This is a genomic window from Fructobacillus pseudoficulneus, from assembly GCF_900108455.1.
In the GTDB taxonomy this organism is placed as follows: domain Bacteria; phylum Bacillota; class Bacilli; order Lactobacillales; family Lactobacillaceae; genus Fructobacillus; species Fructobacillus pseudoficulneus.
In genome coordinates this window covers 12,239-29,958 of record NZ_FNWS01000002.1, presented here as the reverse complement: position 1 = coordinate 29,958, position 17,720 = coordinate 12,239, and the positions used below count along the sequence as shown (strand labels likewise).

Genomic DNA, 17,720 nt, shown 5'->3' with positions numbered 1-17,720 from the left:
TATTCCTGGATTTTACTACACATTTGTAGGCACTTGTGCTATTCTATCCTTATGGAAGTTGCTTCGGTAGCGTTCCCAGGCTATCAACGATTGTCACGTTGTTAGTATTCTAAATTATTTTTTTGTGAGGAGAAAAGGAATGGCAAATAAGCAAGAATTGATCGATTCAGTTGCAATGAAGACTGGTTTAACTAAGAAGGATGCTGATAAGGCTGTTGCTGCAGTTTTGTCATCAATTGAAGACGCCTTGAAGAAGGGTGAAAAGGTTCAATTGATTGGCTTTGGTAACTTCGAAGTTCGCCAACGTGCAGCTCGTAAGGGACGCAACCCACAAACTAAGGAAGAAATCCAAATTCCTGCATCAAAGGTTCCTGCATTCAAGCCTGGTAAGGCATTGAAGGATGCTGTTAAGTAAGCAGACCTTATAAAAAACACACTCGACAGAGTGTGTTTTTTTGTTACTTAAAAGTCTTGTTTGAAATTGTCTTTTTGTTTTTCGTATAATCAGGCCGGATTCTTGTATTTTTTGTAAATTTGTCAGCCAATGTTGCGTTTTATTTGACAAATTACAACTTGTTTGTTAAGATTAAATTACAAATTTCACATAGCTAGATTTAGGAGGCAACAGAATGAAAGTTGCAGTTATCGGGTCAACACACGCCGGTGTATTCGCCGCTAAGCAGATTAAGGCGGACAATCCAGACGCTGAGGTTCACGTATACGAGAAGAACAAGACGGTTTCTTTCTTGTCTTGTGGAATTGCACTTTGGATTGGTGACAACGTTTCATCAACAGATAAGATGTTTTATGAATCACCAGAGTCAATGGCTAAGCAGGGCATCACTATGCACATGTCAACTTTGGTAGAAGACGCTGATTTGGCTGGCAAAACTTTGAAAATCAAGGACTTGGAATCAGGGGCTGAATCCGAAGAAACATTTGACAAGGTCGTAATTACGACCGGATCACGGGCCATCAAGCCACGGATTCCTGGAATTGATTCAGACAAGGTTTACGATTCAAAGACTTGGGACAACGCCAATGCTTTGAAGGGTATTACTGAAAAAGTTAAGCGCATTATCGTAATCGGTGCCGGTTATATTGGAGCCGAATTGGCAGAACAATTGTCAGTCAACGACAAGGAAGTTACTTTGATTGATGGATTGGACCGTGTCTTGGCTAACAACACTGCTTTTGAATTCTCATCAGTCTTCCAAAAGGCTTATGAAGACCACGGTGTCAAGTTGGCTTTGGGTCAGATGGTTTCTGGCTTTGAAGATACTGCTGACGGTATCAAGGTCACAACTGATAAGGGTGAATACGAAGCTGATATTGCCATCTTGGGAATTGGTTTCTTGCCTAACACTGCCTTGTTTAAGGACCAAGTGGACATGTTGCCAAATGGGGCCATCAAGGTTAACGAATACATGGAAACATCAGTGAAGGATGTTTATGCTGCTGGTGATTCAGCCACAGTCTTCTACAATCCAACGCAAAAGATGGACTATATTCCATTGGCAACCAATGCCGTTCGTCAAGGAATTTTGGTTGGTAAGAACATTGCCAAGCCAACGGTTGCTTATCAAGGAACACAGGCTACCTCAGCTGTTGAATTGTATGAATTGGCTTATGCCGCAACTGGTTTGACAGAACAATCAGCTGCTCGTAAGGGTGTTGAAGCTGAATCAGTAACCATCTCAGAGGATTACCGTCCTGACTTTATGTTGACAACGACACCTGTTCAAGCTTCATTGACATGGGAAAAGGGAACTCGTCGCATTGTTGGTGGCGCCTTCTTGTCAAAGCATGACATTTCACAGGCCGCTAACGTGGTTTCATTGGCCATTGAAAACAAGATGACCATTGACCAATTGTCAATGACTGACTTCTTCTTCCAGCCAAACTTCGGTCAACCAATCAACTACGTTTCATCAGTTGCAATGGCTGCCGTTGCCAAGGCAAACAAGTAACTAATTGTTCAAATTAACAGGTCGAGATTGCTCGATCTGTTTTTTTATTTAAAAAATCCTTGCTTAAATTGTAATGGCAGTGTAAGCTAATAGAGTACTAAATTGAATATAGCGATCTGGGGTACCATTTTGGTTGAGATTAAACCCATTGAACCTGTTAGGCTAAGACCGACGAAGGAAGATCCACACAATTTTTTTTTTGCATGACCATTCGTGTTGGACTCTCTCCTGGCGAATGGCTTTTTTTATGGCCAAAGTGATACAGACCAGACAAAGGAGAGAATGATGAAACAGAAGTGGACATTGCAAAACGTAATTTTACTGGCCTTGATTGGAATTATTTTTTCAGTCGTGTACTGGATCATGGATCCAGTTTATAACTTGGTCTCAGCAGGTTTAGCAGCCTTTGGTTTGCAAAACTTTGCTAACGAAATTACTTTGGGTGTTTGGATGATGGCTGGACCATTGGCCTCATATTTGTTGAAGAAGATTGGTGCCGGCTTCATTGGTGAAATGCTTGGGGCTGCTGGTGAAATGTTCTTGGGTGGTTCTTACGGAGTTGGGACGTTGCTTTCTGGCTTTATCCAAGGAATTGGTTCAGAACTTGGTTTTGCCTTGGTTGGTTATAAGAACTGGTCAGCCGGTTTGTGGCTATCAACTTTGACTGGAACAGTTGTGACTTTCGGTTGGGACTTGATTAAGTCTGGTTATGCTCATTACCACTTTGGCATGTTGATTGCCTTGTTCATCGTTCGTTACCTATCAATTTTCTTCTTTGCCGGTGTCTTGGTTTACTTGATCACCAAGTTGCTTGACCGGTCAAAGCTCTTGTCAAACGACTAAGGAGGCAGCCAATGGCATTGACTGCCAAGAATTTAACGGTAGCCTACCATGACCACGCCATTATTGATCAGCTAAACTTTGACCTGGTAGCTGGCCAACTAACGCTCTTGATGGGACCTTCTGGTTCTGGTAAATCAACTTTGCTAAAAACCTTGGCTGGCCTGTTTCCGCAATACGGTGGCCAAGTCAGTGGTGAAGTGACCATTGACGAAGCGGATGTCTTAGCCATGCCGGCGCATGACCGGGCTAAGAAAGTGGCGTTGCTCTTTCAAAATCCGGACGACCAATTTGCCATGCCAACCGTCCGTGAGGAATTTATCTTTGCCTTGGAAAACTTGGAATTAAGTCCAAGCGAGATTGATGATAAAATTGCTTGGTCCTTGGCCAAGGTTGGCCTGACTGATTTTATTGATCGGGCGTTTGTGACCTTGTCGGGGGGCGAGTTGCAAAAGGTGGCTTTAGCCGAAATTTTGGCTTTAGGCGCGGACTTCTTGTTGTTGGATGAGCCCTTTGCGGCGATTGACCAACAATCGCGAGTTGATTTGCAGGTCTTATTAAAGCAGTTAAGCCAGGAAGGCTATGGGATTGTGGTAGCTGACCACGACCCAGCGGGCTACTTTGATAAGATTACGGCCTTTTATCAGGTTGTCGATGGGGCGCTTGCGCTGGTAGCAAAAGCAGACTGGTCTCAGTATGATTATCAAAAGCAAACGGTGATTGTCACGGCCAGCCAGCAAGACTCCATGCCTTTGTATCGGATGGACAACTTACGGATACAAAATGGGGAACGGTTAGTTTTAAATCAAGATGTTTTGTCACTCTATGAGGGACAGTTAACCTTGATTACCGGCCCGAATGGGGTCGGAAAGTCGTCCCTGTTTAAAACCATGGCACATTTGCATGACTACCAAGGGTCTTTGGTCTACCAGGACAAAGAGGTGTCAAACTGGAAGAAACGCCGCTACTATCAAGAAGTTGGCTTGTTATTCCAATCAGCGTCTGAACAATTCATTAATATCACGGTTGAAGAAGAGCTAAACCAAGTTCGCAAAAACAGCCGGCAACAGGATTATTGGACTGAAGACCGGGTAAGTGCTTGGTTGACTGACTTGAATCTGACTGGTTTATCCGACCGTTCGGTTTACACACTTTCTGGTGGCCAACAAAAGAAGCTACAGCTGCTCTTAATGTTGATCATTGCGCCAAAAGTGCTGTTCTTAGATGAACCACTGGCTGGCCTCGATGAAGCCTCCGTCGCGGTTGTCTTGCGCTTGATTAAGGAAACGCAAGTGACTTTGGGACTAACGGTGATGGTGGTTTCCCATCAAACCAGGGATTTGGTTAAAATCGTTGATCAGCACATTGCCTACCAAGGAACGGCGCTGGCCTACCAGCAGGAGGTGCTAGTATGATGAATGCGACACAACGGTTGTTACTAGCCCTCTTAATTTCCCTGGAAATTTCTTTGACAAAGTCGGTCACCTTAAACATCATTTTAATGGTGACATCACTGATTATTTTGTTGGTGAAGCGGCAGTCCTGGAAAAAGATTGGCTTTTACTTTTTAGTAGCTGTGATTCCGGTGCTGGGAACCTTTTGGTCCTTTTACCTTTATGGCCAGGGAAGTCGGGCTGAAAACCTTCATTTCGGTTTTGTAATGGGTTCTCGTGTGCTGGCCTTCATCTTTATGGGGGCCTGGTTAACGATTGGTATGACGCCTTATGTTTTGCTGGCTTCATTACGGCAAAATTTGAAAATGTCAGCGACCTTCACGTATGGAATTTTAGGTGCCTTGAACTTTATGCCACGTTTTAAGCAAGCCTTTGCCTCGATTCAGGCGGCAGGAATGATGCGTGGGGAAGTATTGCGCTGGTGGCAGCCAACGTTGTACTTTAAGGCCCTGGTGCATGCGATTAAGTGGTCGAAAAACCTAGCGATGGCGATGACTTCTCACGGCTTCCAAGAGGGAGCCAACCGGTCGGCCTACCAGCAATATCCATGGTCGAAATCTGGTTGGGTCACAATGGCAGTAATTGTCTTGTTGATTCAAGTGATTTTACGGCTATCTACTTATTAATTGTATAGAAAAAAGCTTCGACAGATTTCTGTCGGAGCTTTTTTAGTTGATTTCAAGGTAATTAAAAATTTCTTGCTTCATCGCCTTTACAAAGGGGTCTTTGGCTGATGAGGGGTTGATTACGAGCCCGAGGTGACGGTAGTAGTGCTTTTCAAAGGGATAAGCTTTGACATCTCCAGCTAACTTGGTTAAGGCCAAGTCCGGCAAGATTCCCCAGCCCAAGCCTGCCTCCACCATCGCTAAGATTGATTGGTCATCGATTGAATAGTTAATGGCCTGCGGTTTAACCTGCAATTCGTCCAGGGCGGCCTTGGTATCGGAATCATAGTCCGACCGTTGCAAAATAAAGTGCTGGTCGGTCAAGTCTGCCTGGCTGATGGAATGCCCATTTTTGGGAACAAAGTCGGCATCGGTAATGCATTTGATTTCATCGTCAATCAGGTCAAAGGAATCCAGTCGGTCCTCAGCCGGTAGGGCTGAGAAGCCAAGGTCGATTTTACCCAGTGATAGGGCCTGTTCGATTTCTGCAAAGGATCCCTGAATCAGGGTGATTTCAACGTCGGGATAGGTTTTGGCAAAGCGGCGGATGATGGTTGGCAGCCAAGCGATACAAACCGAGGAAATGGCGCCAATCCGAATTTGCCCGCCCTGTAAGCCTTGGATTTTGGCGGCGGTGACTAGGAGCTGGCGCTCTTGGTTTAAAATGCGTTCAATCATTGGTAAGAGAATTTCCCCGTTTTTCGTGACCACCATTTCGGAGCGGTTGCGCAAGAGTAGGGGAATTCCCAATTGATTTTCCAAATGAGAAATGGAGTGGGAGACAGCGGAAGGCGTGATGTTTAAGGCGTCAGCCGCTTTACGAAAGGACTTTAGTTCGGCCACGGTCGTAAAAATTTCATAGGTGAAAGTTTTCATGAAAGATCCTTTGATGAATTTTTTTTATGTTAAATTGAATAACTTTAGTTTTACTTACTTTAGGACTAAGTATAGACTATTAGGGTAGGATTTTAAAGGAGAAATTGTTAATGAATACTGAACAATCGGGCTTTGCTCGAACACTGTCGCACCGACATGTGGCAATGATTGCCCTGGGTGGGACGATTGGAACTGGGCTTTTTTTGGGAGCTGGTTCTTCCATTCATAAAGCTGGACCGGCTATTTTGCTGGTTTATATTATTACTGGGCTCTTTGTCTTTGCGATGATGCGCGCCCTCGGGGGAACTGTTGGTCTCAGATGATACCAAGCCTGTCTTTATCGACTTTATGACCCAGTATCTGGGGGAGCGGGCCGGCTTTGTGCTGGGTTGGACTTACTGGATTGGCTGGGTTGTCATCGCGATGACGGAGCTAACGGCGATTGGGACTTATATGCAGTTTTGGTTCCCATCTTGGCCAGTTTGGCCTTGGGAGTTGGCCTTTTTAGTGGCTTTGTACTTCACGAACACGATTGCAGTGAAAATTTTTGGCGAAGCCGAATTCTGGTTTGTCATGATTAAAGTTGTCGCCATGATTGTCACAGGTTTGATTTTGGCTTTCGGCCATGTCAAGACTTCAATGGGCGTGACTGAATTTTCAACGTTGTGGTCACACGGCTTGGTGGCTAACCATGGTAAGGACTTGTTGTCGACCTTCCAAATGGCCTTCTTCGCCTTTTTAGGGGTTGAGTTTGTCGGGATTACAGCCGCAGAAACAAAGGATCCATTGGAAACGATTCCTCGAGCAGTGAATTCAATTGTCATCCGGATTTTGATTTTTTATATCGGTGCCTTGTCAGCGATTATGATTATTCAGCCATGGACAAACTACCAAGCTGGTGTTTCACCCTTTGTCCAGGTCTTTTCCGGGATTGGCGTGAGCTCGGCAGCAGCGGTGATTAACTTCGTTGTTTTGACAGCGGCTGCTTCTTCAATTAATTCGGCCTTCTTTACCACAGGCCGGATGCTGTATTCTTTGGTCGGCGAAAAGTCTCGTTTTAAGCGTTTGAACAAAAATGCGATTCCTAAGTCAGCGATTAACCTCTCGACCTTGATTGTTGGCTTGGCCGTGGTGGTGAACTACTTGTTCCTAACGGATGCCTTTACCCTGATTTCATCAACCGCTTCAGCGGCCTTCTTGCTGATTTATATGGCATTGATGTGGACACATTTGCGCTTTAAGAAGCAAACGCATGGCACAAAGAGTCATGGCTTCAAATTACCGTTAGCCCCATTTTCAAATTATTTGACCATTGCTTTTTTGGCATTGATTTTCATTATTCTTTTGTTGAATCATGAAACAACAATTACAACGTTGTTATCATTAATTTGGATGGTATTGTTAACGATTATTGCCTTTTTCCGTATTAAAAAATAAGCTAAGATTTTGAGAAAAGCATCGCTATTTTGGCGGTGCTTTTTCTTTGTCAGTTCATCAGTTAGACTGCTGAAATATGTTAGAATTATGTTAGAATAGAAGAAATAAATTTTTAAAGGAGTTTGGGATGAAAATTGGTGTATTTGGCCTCGGACACATGGGCACTGCCATTGTTCAAGGGTTGACGCGATCAGAACAAGCCGTCGAAGTATTGGGTTACTCATCAAATGCGGCAAAGGCCGACGAGTTGCAAGTGCCAATCTACAGTCGTTACGAGGATTTGCTGGCGCAAGGTCCGGATGTGGTGATTTTAACGGTACCAGCAAAGTACGTGGTCGCGGTTTTGGCTGACTTAGTGCAGGCAGGATTGGATAGCAAAGTGGTTGTTTTGTCAGCAGCAGCGAGTGTGACGAATGCTGATTTGCGCAGGGCAGCTCCTAAGAACCCGGTCACGACCTTTATTCCAAACATTCCGGTAGCCATTAATGCTGGGACAACGGCTTTGTCATATAATGATTCGATTCAGGAAGCAGACCAGCGGGTGATTCGCACCGTCTTGGATACATTAGGGGATGTGGTTGTCGTCAAAGAAGATCAGCTAGCAATTGCTGGAACAGTTGGTGGTTGTTCACCAGCCTTTATTGATGTTTTGATGGATGCCATGGAAGATGCCGCTGTTTCGCGAGGAATGGACCGTCAAACGGCCGCCGCAGTAGTTGCTTCAGTTGTTAGTGGTACGGCCAAATTGGCACAGACATCAGACAAGTCATTTGGTGATTTGAAGGGACAAATTACCTCACCAGGTGGCACAACGATTAAGGGTGTCTTAGCACTTGACCAACATGGTTTCCGTGCCGCTGTTCACGCCGCGATTTTGGCAGCAGCTGGTGATGAATAAGCCAGAAAAAATATAATAGCGAAGTCAGATTAGGACTTTGGAGCCAATTGACCCCAGGGTCCTGTTTTTTATTGAGAGAGGGAGAATCACAATGAAAGCATTACCAAAGCAAGTGAAATCAGTCTGGTACTGGAGTGAAGCGATGACAATTGTTATTGTCTTGGGACTTTACTTTGTTGGTATCTGGGCGGTTAATCAGTTTACCAAGGTCACGATACCAACCAGTCTTTTTTGGTTGATCCTTGCTGCCATTATCTTATTGTCACTTGGTGGTCTTGGCTTAGTTCATTATCGCTATGCCTTTTACCATTATTCAGTCAATGAGATGGATGTCGAAATTCAAAAGGGCTTTTTCTTTCGTAAGTGGATTGCCATTCCAATTGACCGCATTCAAAATGTGAATTTAAATCAGGGGCCATTACTACTTGCTTTTAAGTTGCAGGAAGTCACCATTGTCACTGGTGGATCCGATTACAGCATTGATGCTTTGACGGAGGCTGAAGCTGAAAGCTTCAAGGACCAAGTCATGACATTGGCAAAGGAGGCCCGTCATGACGCCTAGACATTTGCACCCCTTTGCCTTAGTGGGGGAACTATTTAATGATATTCGCTCCTTTTTTTGGGTGATTGCCTCGTCGGCGGTTTTTTTGAGGTTCAGTCTCTGGGCCTGGCTGGCAATTTTACTGGCCGGTTTAGACTTTGTCCTACTGTCTTTTTGGCGCAAAACCTATGAATTGACGGACGATGAGTTAATTTTTCGGTCGGGGATTCTTGAGCGTCGTGTTCGCCATTTGCCATACCATAAAATTCAAAATATTCAGCGCAACCAATGGTTCTTTTTGGCACCATTTCACCTTGAATCGATTGCGGTTGATTCGGGTGGTCACAACGATAAGGATAATCAGATTACCTTATCGGTCGTTCCCAGTTGGCTGGCAGAGGTCCTGGAGGCCAAGCGTCAAGATAACAGTCAAAATTTGCAAGACTTACTAACTGCTGCTCAGACTGGTGAGAAAGCGCCTGAGTCAGAGGAGGCAAGTGCTGCGGCTACGGCGGCGGTTACTAGCAATCACCGTGATGACTATCGGGCTTCTGTTGCTTCCTTAGTTGCCTACGCGCTGACCAGTTTTGATGTTTTCGTTCAATTTTTGATTTTCTTTGGCGCCTTTTTTAGCCATGTTGATATGGATAGCCATTGGGTGAAGGCGTTGACCAAACGCTTTTCGGCACAAGCGGTTAGTATCGGCTTCTTCTTGCTGTTATTGGCAGTGCTATTGTTTGTTGTCATCTTACTAGTGTTCAACGTTATTCGAATTATTGTTCTGTACTTTGGCTTTTCGGTCAATCAAAATGCCGAGCATTTGACGATACAGCGCGGTTTGTTTCAAAAGAAAACGTTACATCTCGCCATCAAACGTGTTCAGGCAGTTCAATTTCGGCAAAATATTTTCCGGCAATTATTGGGCTATGTTTCCGTGAAGGTACGAATTATCACGGATGCCAACGGGGATGACCAGGCCTCAAGGATGATGCCAACACTCATTCCACTGGTTCAAACGAAACAGGCCTATGAATTAGTTTCGAATTGGTTGCCCGTTGTACCAAAGGATGATCGGCAACCGCTGACTGCCGGTAGCCTTTACCAAAGTTTGACGATGGCCCGCAACGGTCTCGTCTTGTTGTGGCTCTACCTCGGTTGGATTTTATACTTTGTGCACACGGGATGGGCGATTACTGTCGCTGTTTTGCTATCGTTATTGGTAGCCGGTGCCGGTTGGCATAAGGGGCATAATACTGGTGTCGCTTTGCTTGGGCACGGCGGTTTGGTTCTCCAATACGGTTCGATGTATGAAAAAGTAACGACCTTTGCCGAGTGGGATAAGATTCAATCCTTGCAATTACGGCAAAGCTGGTGGTTGGCTCAACGAAACCAACGCGTTCATTTACGAGCCGAGGTTCGTTCCGATGACTCAACTACGAAAATCGAGTGTCGTTACATACAGCGACAACAGGCCGATGAAATTTTTGACTGGTACCAGCAAATGAGTCATAAGCAGTTTCGCCTAAAGCAACAATAATTAATTTTTTTTGCAGAAGATCAACATTGTTATTGTTGGTCTTTTTTATTTTGTAATGCAGCGGGTTGCCTTAGTTGAAATATTCCTTCAAAAATTAATAGAAAAATAAGTTAATAAAATATAAAATGTAAGGGTTTACAACACCTATATAAAGGCGTTTTTTATAATTATTTTTCTTGACAATAAATGGGGTAACCAGATAAAATCAAATTAGACGGGAAGAACTGGCCAGGTTCCCGACTAATTGTAAAACATTGTCATGCATTGCTTGCCCTAAAGTCGTAGGTGATGCAGTTAATTCAAGCAACTAAAACTAATTTTTTGCTTGTTGATTTGAAAGGAAATGCTATGTTTGGATTTATGAAACAGGGCATTCGGCCAGAGGTTCGAAGCACTGAAAAAGTACACAGCACTTATCGTCGTCGCCAAGCCGGTGTCTTGGCAGCTACTAGTTTTACCTACATTGCCTATTACATTATTCGGCTGGTTTTTACAACGGAGCAGGTGCCGATTATGAATGCCTACGGTTTTAGTATCGGCCAAATTGGCCTGATTCTATCAACTTTTGGAATTGGTTATGGTATTGCCAAAATTTTCATGGGGGCGTTAGTTGACCGAATGAACGCGCGACTCTTTTTAGCGATTGGCCTTTACCTATCTGCCTTTTTTAATTTATTAATTGGCTTTACACAAAACTTTGCCTTAATTCTGGTATTGATGTTGCTCATTGCAATGACACAGGCGATGGGCGCACCAGCCTGCCAGCGGCAGATCTCAATTTGGTTTTCTAAAAGGTATCGAGGGTCAATTTTTTCAATTTGGGCTTCCGCTCATAATGCCGGTGCCTTTCTTTGTGTAGCATCGGTGCAGCTGGCAACCTTTATCTATGCTGGTTCCTTAACGGCTGTGTTTGTCGTCTCTTCTGTGATTTCTTCTCTGATTGTCACTCTAATGCTTTTGATTAATACGGATAAGCCGGAAAGCGTTGGACTACCTGATATTGCCTCTCACTCAGGCTATGTGGAAGTTGATCATCGCGGTCATACAACCAATCAAACGACTACGGATGCTCGCTTTGCTGAAATTTTTGTGCAAAGTATCTTGTTGAATAAAGTTGTTTGGATGGTCACCTTAACTTCGATGTCGATTTATATCGTTCGTTATGGCATTTTGTCTTGGATTCCTTCTTACTTACCAACGAAGGGTTTTAGTATTACTTGGGCAAAGTGGTTTGTTGGTATTTTTGAGCTATCAGCTGTTCCTGGTGTGATTGCAATGGGGGCTTTATCTGACTTTTTAAATGGTCGACGAGCATTGATTTGCTTGGCATCGGCACTGGGAATGTTGGCTTGCTTGGCGGTTTACTTTACCTCTACCAACCAAATGTTGCTGATGTTAGCGCTTTTTTTGTTAGGAACTTTGATTTACACACCATTATCTTTGGTTGGACTAATGGTGAACGAAGCGGTTCCAAATTATGCACTTGGCCTTTCAACAGGATTTATGGGCTTTTTTCAGTACATTTTTGGTGAAACAATCGCAACAGCCTTGATTGGTTATTTAGTCCAGCTCTATGGCTGGAATGCTGGTTCTTATATTATTTACTTGGCAGCCTTAGTTGCTATTACCTTGTTGGTTTTCTTAGTATTTAAAGAACAGCAGATTCGACGCCTTGAGATGGCGGCGAATCAAGGTAAAGCGTGAAAAATAAAAACCGCCCAACTTGTTATGGGCGGTTTTTAGCTGCGTTTAAAAATGATGGCTTTTCACAATTGGCATTACAGCAGCCATTTGGTCCACAAGTGTTGGATCAAATTGTGACCAGTAGTCTTGATTAAAGGTGTTGACTGTATCGAGCGCCTCTTGTAATTTACGTTCACCAGCCTCCGTAAGGGACAGTGCCTTTGAGCGCGGACTCTTTTTCCCTGGGAAACGGTCTAACAGATCATCACGACTGAGCTTCGTGATAATTGATGAAGCTGTCATCGCATCCACATCGGCTGCTTTAGCAACCATGATTTGTGTGACTTCCGGTTCGCTCAAGCTAAGACCATAAACAGTCGCTAAAATTTGAAACTGTGGGTGAGTTAAATTGAGGCTGCGAAGACGGTACTTCATTTGGCGGAACCAGTCCGTATAAATGGTGAAAAAATTTTGGTTTGTTGATTGTAAGTAGGTGGCAAGAGATGATTTTTTTACTGGGCTCATAGGTCAACTCCTATTATTTAATTGGGGAATGTTTTATAAGTATGCTTATAATATAACTGATTTAAATTTCAAATACAATAGTTAGGAAAAGAAAAATATCCTGACACGTTTGCCGCTTTTCATGCTATAATTTCTGTAATATAAAGTTGGGGTGCCCTGAGCTGAGATTATACCCATTGAACCTGATGCCGTTAATACGGTCGCAGGAAACTTCTAAACTGGATTTTATTTTGCAAGCCTTTTACAATGGTTCAAAAGTCCTCAGCTCAGTCTGAGGACTTTTTATTTTGCTGAAAAATTTGCACGGTTAACGGCCCCAAAATCGCTGCCATTGTAGAGGGGAATCAACTATGACGACAGAACCATTTTCTGCCTATTTTGTGGAAGTGATGGAGACAGAAAAGGATTCATTTTTTGCCAACCCATTTATTCGGGCGATGGAGGCTGGTGAAGTGTATCCAGACGCATTGTTGACGTATGTTCAGCAAGACCACCGGTATTTGGACCGCTATTTGCCTTTATATGAACGGGCCTACACAGCATTAACGAAGCAGCCGATTGGTGATTTGTTTGGTGAAGATCCTGAAGAATATGAGGCACACAATGTGCTATTGGACTTGGCTCAAACCGACGACCAGAGCATTCAAGAAGGCGACTATTCCAATTTGCCAGTGACGGAAGCTTATTTGCAGCACATGGAAGCTGCCATTGATGCCAATCCTTTTGTCGGACTTGCTTCCTTAGCGGCTTGTCCTTTTGATTACGGCTATTTAGCCGAATTAATGATTCAAGAGAATTTGGTGACAGCAAATAATCCATTTGTTGGCTGGGTTGATTATTACCGTGGTGTTGATTGGGGTTTGACGAAAGTGACGTTAGACATTCTTGATCAAGAAGCACAAAAGGTTAGTCCCGCCATTCAAGAGGCTGCCCTTCAAGCCTTTCTGAAGTCGACCAAGTTTGAAAATGCATTCTTTGCACAAGCAATGGAGGTTGTTCATGATTGATCCACACCAATATCCAACCGCTTTAACAATTGCTGGCTCTGATTCAGGTGGTGGTGCAGGAATGCAAGCCGATATTAAAACGATGCAAGCCTGTGAAACTTTTTCAACGGTTGTAGTCGTTGGACTGACTGCTCAAAATACGCTGGGCGTTCAGGGGGCATATCCGACTGAATTGTCCGTTATTGATGAACAGTTTGCCTCAGTAATGGCAGACTTTGATGTACGCGCTGCTAAGACGGGTGCACTCTTTGACCGTGATCATGTTTTGCAGGTTGCGAAAAATCTTCGTGATTACAATCAGGCCAATTTGGTAGTGGATCCCGTGATGGTTGCCAAGGGTGGGGCCACGCTTTTGGATCCAGCCGGAATTGAAGCGCTCAAGCAATCACTATTACCACTAGCAACGTTGGTCACTCCCAACCTACCTGAAGCCGAGTTACTGGCTGATATGACCATTACGAGCCGTGACGAAATGGTTCAAGCTGCTAAGAAAATTCGGGAACTTGGTGTCGCAAATGTCATTGTAAAGGGCGGACACGGTGACGGTCCAGTGATTTATGATTATGTGCTGTTGGCCGACCAGGAAGGTTTTTGGTTGGAAGGACCCAAGGTTGAAACCAGTAGCAAACATGGTACGGGAGATACTTTGTCAGCCGCCATTACTTCTTTTTTGGCACAGGGAGACGATCTGAAGACAGCTATCATCAAAGGCCATCGCTATATGAATACTATCATTGGCATTCCCTTACCATTGGGACACGGCCATGGCCCATTGAATCACGGCCGTTGGGCTGGACAGGGGGCTGAAGAATGAAATTTCAGCCAGAATCATTACGGGTTTACTTGGTTATTGGTAGTCAAAATGTTGACGATAATCCAGCCGAAGTTGTGCGGATTGTTCAAGAAGCATGTGCGGCTGGTGTGACGGCGGTCCAATATCGCGAAAAGGATCACTCAAAGTTGAACCAGGCACAAACGGTGGCTTTGGGTCAGCAAATTCGGTCAATTACTGAAGCGGCCGGCGTCCCGCTGTACGTTGATGATGATTTGCCTCTAGCCTTAGCAATTGGTGCTGATGGTATTCATGTTGGCCAAGGCGATACGCCAGTCACAGAAATTCATGCGGTTGCACCAAATTTGCTGATTGGTTTGTCTGTTCATGATTTGGACGAATTAGCCAATAGCAAAGCAGATTTGGCAGTTGTTGATTATTTAGGCGTTGGGCCAGTTTATACAACAACAACGAAAGAAAAAGCGAAGGCGGCGATTTTACCAGCTGGTGTTGCCTCAGTAGCGGCTAAAACAGACTTGCCGATTGTGGCGATTGGTGGCATTCAAACAGGCAACGTTGTCACTCTTGCTGGTTCGCCAATTGCTGGTGTAGCGGTGATTTCCGCCATTACTGCCAGCGCTGATATTGCACAAAGTGTTCAAATTTTAATGGGAGAAGAAAAATGACTTTTTCAATGATTCAACAAGTGCGAGACAATCAACCGATTGTTTTGAACGTGGCCAACAGCGTGACCCCACAGTTAGTGGCCAACGCTATCGCCTATATTGGGGCTTCACCAATTATGTTAGAAGATCCCTTGGATGCGGCTGATTTGACTCAAATCGCCAACGTGGTGACTTTGAACTTGGGGTCGACATCAGAAAACGTACAGCAAGTGATGATTAATGCCGGCAAAACTGCTAACCAGTTGGGAATTCCGGTTGTCTTTGATCCCGTGGCAGTTGGTGCGACACCACTCCGCCACCAACGAGCCCAAGAATTACTGGAAAAAGTGGATGTCGCGATTGTCCGTGGTAACCTGGGCGAAGTAGCTACACTAGCTGGCTTTGATTGGAATGGTCATGGAATTGACGCTGGTTCAGGAAGTTCTGACCCGGTAGCGATTGTTCAGGAAGCAGCGCAACGGTTGAATGCCGTTGTCGTTGCGACCGGAGTTGCGGATTTGATTTCGGATGGTACTGCCGTTTATCGCGTTGAAAATTCAGCGAAGATGTTGGCAACCAACGTTGGTATGGGGGATGCCTTGGATGGTTTGCTTGGGGCTTTCGCTAGTCAAAGTATGGACTTAGCAGACTTAGCCTATGCAACTGCTGCCTTGCCAGTTGCCGGTGAATTAGCCTTAGCAGACGGTGTCGCTGGACCAGCCGACTTCTTGAATAAAATGCTGGATCATTTGGCTAATTTAACAGATGAAGAACTACAGGGACAAATTAAGTTTAACCAGCTTTAAAGCCGTTTGCGTGATTGTCGCCAGTCAGATTTTGTGCTAGGATTATCCTTATAAACCGCACTAACAGGAGAATGACAATGCCATTGATGAAAATTGATTTGATTAAGGGACAATACGAACCAGCAGCGATTAAAGACATCATGCAACACAGTTTTGATGTTGCGAAGGAAACTTTGCTCTTACCAGACCGTGATCGCTACCAAATCGTGACCCAACACGAAGATTATGAAATTAACTTCCAAGATGTTGGCCTCGGTTATGAACGCTCAGAAAAAGTTTTGTTCTTTACCATCTTGTCAACGCCACGTTCAGTCAAGAACAAGAAGGCTTTTACCAAGCTTTTGGTTGAAACTTTGGCTGACAAAGATGGCGTCCGTCAAGAAGACGTGATTATTTCCTTTATGGAAAATCATGCGGAAGACTGGTCATTTGGTGAAGGTAAGAACCATTTCTTGAATGGTGATTTGTAAAATTAAAAGTACTCGCACAATCAATTTGTGCGGGTCTTTTTTTATGCATTTTTACTTAATCAGGTGGGATGAGGATGTTCTTAAGGGCGATTAAATTTTGTTTTGATAGTTGTTCTGGTAGGTGATAGAGGGGGGATGGCTGCAGTCGATTTGGTCTTTTCGGTAATTAAGAGGTCAAAACCTTCGGTAATATCGGTAAGCTGATTTTGGGGGCTGATAACACGAACGGTAATTTGACAGGTAATCGGTAAGCCATTGATAAAATCAATGATTAATTGCCGACTGTAAATCGGTAAGTTCGTTTCAAAGAGAATTTTGAGGGTTGGTTTAATTTTTGCCATGTTTTGGTGGTGGCTGATAATTATGGCCAAAATACGAACTTGATCATTAGTAAGCCCTAAGGGAAAGTGTTGATCAACTTTTGTTTTTAGTGGTTCTTGTTGCAATAATTGTTGAAGAATATTTTCAATTTTAGGCTGGGGCAGTAAGTATAAATAATGGTTGTCAGCAGCAAAGTGGTTCACGAACCAGAACGGTTTTAGCTGTGTTTGTATTGCTTGAACGAGCTTGTTAGTATTGACTCGATTTTGCTCCATTTTGCTGAGGCCAATTTTGGGGATGATGCCGGTGCTGATGGACTGACTAATTTGGAGGAGGTCTTTGAAGGTGGCCGCTCTTGCTTTTTGGTCGAGCTCTTTGGCAAAGCTGAGTAACTGTAGGGTTAAAATCAGGTGAATATTCTCTTTTTGCTGCCCAGTTAGTTTTGGAAACTTATTTTGTAGAAACGAGGCTAAAATATGATATTCACGCCGGTCACGAAGCAATTGCTGGTCTGTTGTTGAAAAGAAGGGGCTAGTTTTGTAAGTTGGATTTTTTTGCAGCCATTCTTGGCTTTTAGTCATCAGTGAGGTAAAGAGCAGTAGCGCCTGGCTATGCTGGAAACAGATGTTTTTACCAAGTTGCTCTTGATAAAGGTTTGTTAGGTGATTTTGGTCATGGTGAAGTCTTCGCAAGGAGTATCCAGTTAGTTCTAATAAAATTGCTAGTTGTTGTTCTTGTAACCGGTAGATCAAGTTAAAACCATGAATCAATTGGTGATAATGACTCGCCGCAAAGAAGTAGCCCCATTGCTGTGAGAACCGCAAGGGAAAGTGGTTTTGCTTTTTTAGTTCGGCTAAGTCCCGGGTAATCGTATTCTTAGAAACGGTGAAAAATTCTTGTAGTAATTGACTAGTCCAACGCTGAAGGGGGAGGGTCATTAATAAATCAAGCATTTGCCGTCGTTCTTGGGCTGACCAGGAGAAGCCAAGTGACCAGTTTTGACTGGCAACTGCTAAAAAATGAGCCTGATTGCTGGAAATGCTTCGTTGAACCAACAAGGGTGGTAACCCGGCTCGTTTCAGATCTTGGTTGACCATCTGAAGAAGTCGATAAATATGGATTGGATGAAGGAGAAATTGCTGGGCTAGGTCGTTGATTTTGCTAAGCTTTCGTTGCTGGCTTAGGTAACGAATGAAGTCCTTATCAGAAATGATTGCCATTAGCCTTTGTCCTTTGGTAATTTTCGCTTATCA

At 44.0% G+C, this 17,720-nt stretch carries 17 protein-coding genes, 1 pseudogene and 2 riboswitches; of the genes and pseudogenes, 15 read left to right on the top strand and 3 right to left on the bottom strand.

The window, feature by feature from the left end; genetic code table 11:
- Positions 1-124 precede the first annotated feature (124 nt).
- From BLW39_RS02220 to BLW39_RS02200, 5 genes are all read left to right on the top strand, one after another.
- The gene (locus BLW39_RS02220; protein WP_409360003.1) at positions 125-415 is read left to right on the top strand and encodes an HU family DNA-binding protein; all 291 of its coding nucleotides are present in this window, start codon (positions 125-127) and stop codon (positions 413-415) included.
- A gap of 214 nt (positions 416-629) precedes the next feature.
- Positions 630-1,970: an FAD-dependent oxidoreductase gene (locus BLW39_RS02215; protein ID WP_059376759.1), complete on the top strand. Its 1,341-nt coding sequence runs from the start codon at positions 630-632 to the stop codon at positions 1,968-1,970.
- 107 nt (positions 1,971-2,077) lie between these two features.
- Positions 2,078-2,167: riboswitch (TPP riboswitch) on the top strand.
- An 88-nt stretch (positions 2,168-2,255) separates the two neighbouring features.
- On the top strand, positions 2,256-2,813 hold the full coding sequence (locus tag BLW39_RS02210) for an ECF transporter S component (protein ID WP_409360002.1): 558 nt from the start codon (positions 2,256-2,258) through the stop codon (positions 2,811-2,813).
- Positions 2,814-2,824: 11 nt separating this feature from the next.
- On the top strand, positions 2,825-4,225 hold the full coding sequence (locus BLW39_RS02205; RefSeq protein WP_059376747.1) for an ATP-binding cassette domain-containing protein: 1,401 nt from the start codon (positions 2,825-2,827) through the stop codon (positions 4,223-4,225).
- Positions 4,222-4,890, top strand: coding sequence for an energy-coupling factor transporter transmembrane component T family protein (locus BLW39_RS02200; protein ID WP_242975630.1), 669 nt, complete (start codon positions 4,222-4,224; stop codon positions 4,888-4,890). The genes BLW39_RS02205 and BLW39_RS02200 overlap by 4 nt, the downstream gene beginning before the upstream one ends.
- Before the next feature lie 42 nt (positions 4,891-4,932).
- On the opposite strand, the gene BLW39_RS02195 is transcribed toward BLW39_RS02200, so the two are convergent.
- Positions 4,933-5,805 carry a LysR family transcriptional regulator gene (locus tag BLW39_RS02195; protein WP_059376745.1) on the bottom strand — a complete coding sequence of 291 codons (873 nt, stop codon included), beginning with the start codon at positions 5,803-5,805 and terminating at the stop codon, positions 4,933-4,935.
- A 110-nt stretch (positions 5,806-5,915) separates the two neighbouring features.
- Between BLW39_RS02195 and BLW39_RS02190 the strand changes: the two are divergent.
- The 5 genes and pseudogenes from BLW39_RS02190 (at position 5,916) to BLW39_RS02170 (ending at position 11,922) form a co-directional block, all read left to right on the top strand.
- Positions 5,916-7,242 (top strand): annotated as a pseudogene (locus tag BLW39_RS02190) (amino acid permease).
- Positions 7,243-7,369: 127 nt separating this feature from the next.
- Positions 7,370-8,140, top strand: a complete 771-nt coding sequence (locus tag BLW39_RS02185; RefSeq protein WP_059376743.1) for a pyrroline-5-carboxylate reductase family protein — start codon at positions 7,370-7,372, stop codon at positions 8,138-8,140.
- 91 nt (positions 8,141-8,231) lie between these two features.
- Positions 8,232-8,702 carry a PH domain-containing protein gene (locus tag BLW39_RS02180; RefSeq protein ID WP_059376735.1) on the top strand — a complete coding sequence of 157 codons (471 nt, stop codon included), beginning with the start codon at positions 8,232-8,234 and terminating at the stop codon, positions 8,700-8,702.
- Entirely contained in the window at positions 8,692-10,218 is a 1,527-nt protein-coding gene (locus BLW39_RS02175; RefSeq protein WP_059376725.1) for a PH domain-containing protein, read from the top strand. The genes BLW39_RS02180 and BLW39_RS02175 overlap by 11 nt, the downstream gene beginning before the upstream one ends.
- Before the next feature lie 348 nt (positions 10,219-10,566).
- Complete coding sequence (locus tag BLW39_RS02170) at positions 10,567-11,922, top strand: MFS transporter (protein WP_059376721.1); 1,356 nt, start codon at positions 10,567-10,569, stop codon at positions 11,920-11,922.
- 45 nt (positions 11,923-11,967) lie between these two features.
- On the opposite strand, the gene BLW39_RS02165 is transcribed toward BLW39_RS02170, so the two are convergent.
- Positions 11,968-12,426: a MarR family winged helix-turn-helix transcriptional regulator gene (locus BLW39_RS02165; protein WP_059376718.1), complete on the bottom strand. Its 459-nt coding sequence runs from the start codon at positions 12,424-12,426 to the stop codon at positions 11,968-11,970.
- A gap of 137 nt (positions 12,427-12,563) precedes the next feature.
- Positions 12,564-12,652: riboswitch (TPP riboswitch) on the top strand.
- Positions 12,653-12,776: 124 nt separating this feature from the next.
- On the opposite strand from BLW39_RS02165, the gene BLW39_RS02160 reads away from it, so the two are divergent.
- The 5 genes from BLW39_RS02160 (at position 12,777) to BLW39_RS02140 (ending at position 16,146) form a co-directional block, all read left to right on the top strand.
- Positions 12,777-13,433, top strand: coding sequence for a TenA family protein (locus BLW39_RS02160; protein ID WP_059376714.1), 657 nt, complete (start codon positions 12,777-12,779; stop codon positions 13,431-13,433).
- Positions 13,426-14,247, top strand: coding sequence for a bifunctional hydroxymethylpyrimidine kinase/phosphomethylpyrimidine kinase (gene thiD / locus BLW39_RS02155; RefSeq protein WP_059376708.1), 822 nt, complete (start codon positions 13,426-13,428; stop codon positions 14,245-14,247). Before BLW39_RS02160 ends, thiD begins: the two co-directional genes overlap by 8 nt.
- Complete coding sequence (thiE, locus tag BLW39_RS02150; protein WP_059376702.1) at positions 14,244-14,891, top strand: thiamine phosphate synthase; 648 nt, start codon at positions 14,244-14,246, stop codon at positions 14,889-14,891. The genes thiD and thiE overlap by 4 nt, the downstream gene beginning before the upstream one ends.
- Positions 14,888-15,676 carry a hydroxyethylthiazole kinase gene (gene thiM, locus BLW39_RS02145; protein WP_059376694.1) on the top strand — a complete coding sequence of 263 codons (789 nt, stop codon included), beginning with the start codon at positions 14,888-14,890 and terminating at the stop codon, positions 15,674-15,676. Before thiE ends, thiM begins: the two co-directional genes overlap by 4 nt.
- Positions 15,677-15,753: 77 nt before the next feature.
- Positions 15,754-16,146 carry a tautomerase family protein gene (locus BLW39_RS02140; protein ID WP_059376688.1) on the top strand — a complete coding sequence of 131 codons (393 nt, stop codon included), beginning with the start codon at positions 15,754-15,756 and terminating at the stop codon, positions 16,144-16,146.
- A gap of 80 nt (positions 16,147-16,226) precedes the next feature.
- Here the strand turns inward: BLW39_RS02140 and BLW39_RS02135 are convergent, their stop codons facing one another.
- Complete coding sequence (locus tag BLW39_RS02135) at positions 16,227-17,687, bottom strand: hypothetical protein (protein ID WP_059376684.1); 1,461 nt, start codon at positions 17,685-17,687, stop codon at positions 16,227-16,229.
- Positions 17,688-17,720: the final 33 nt, after the last annotated feature.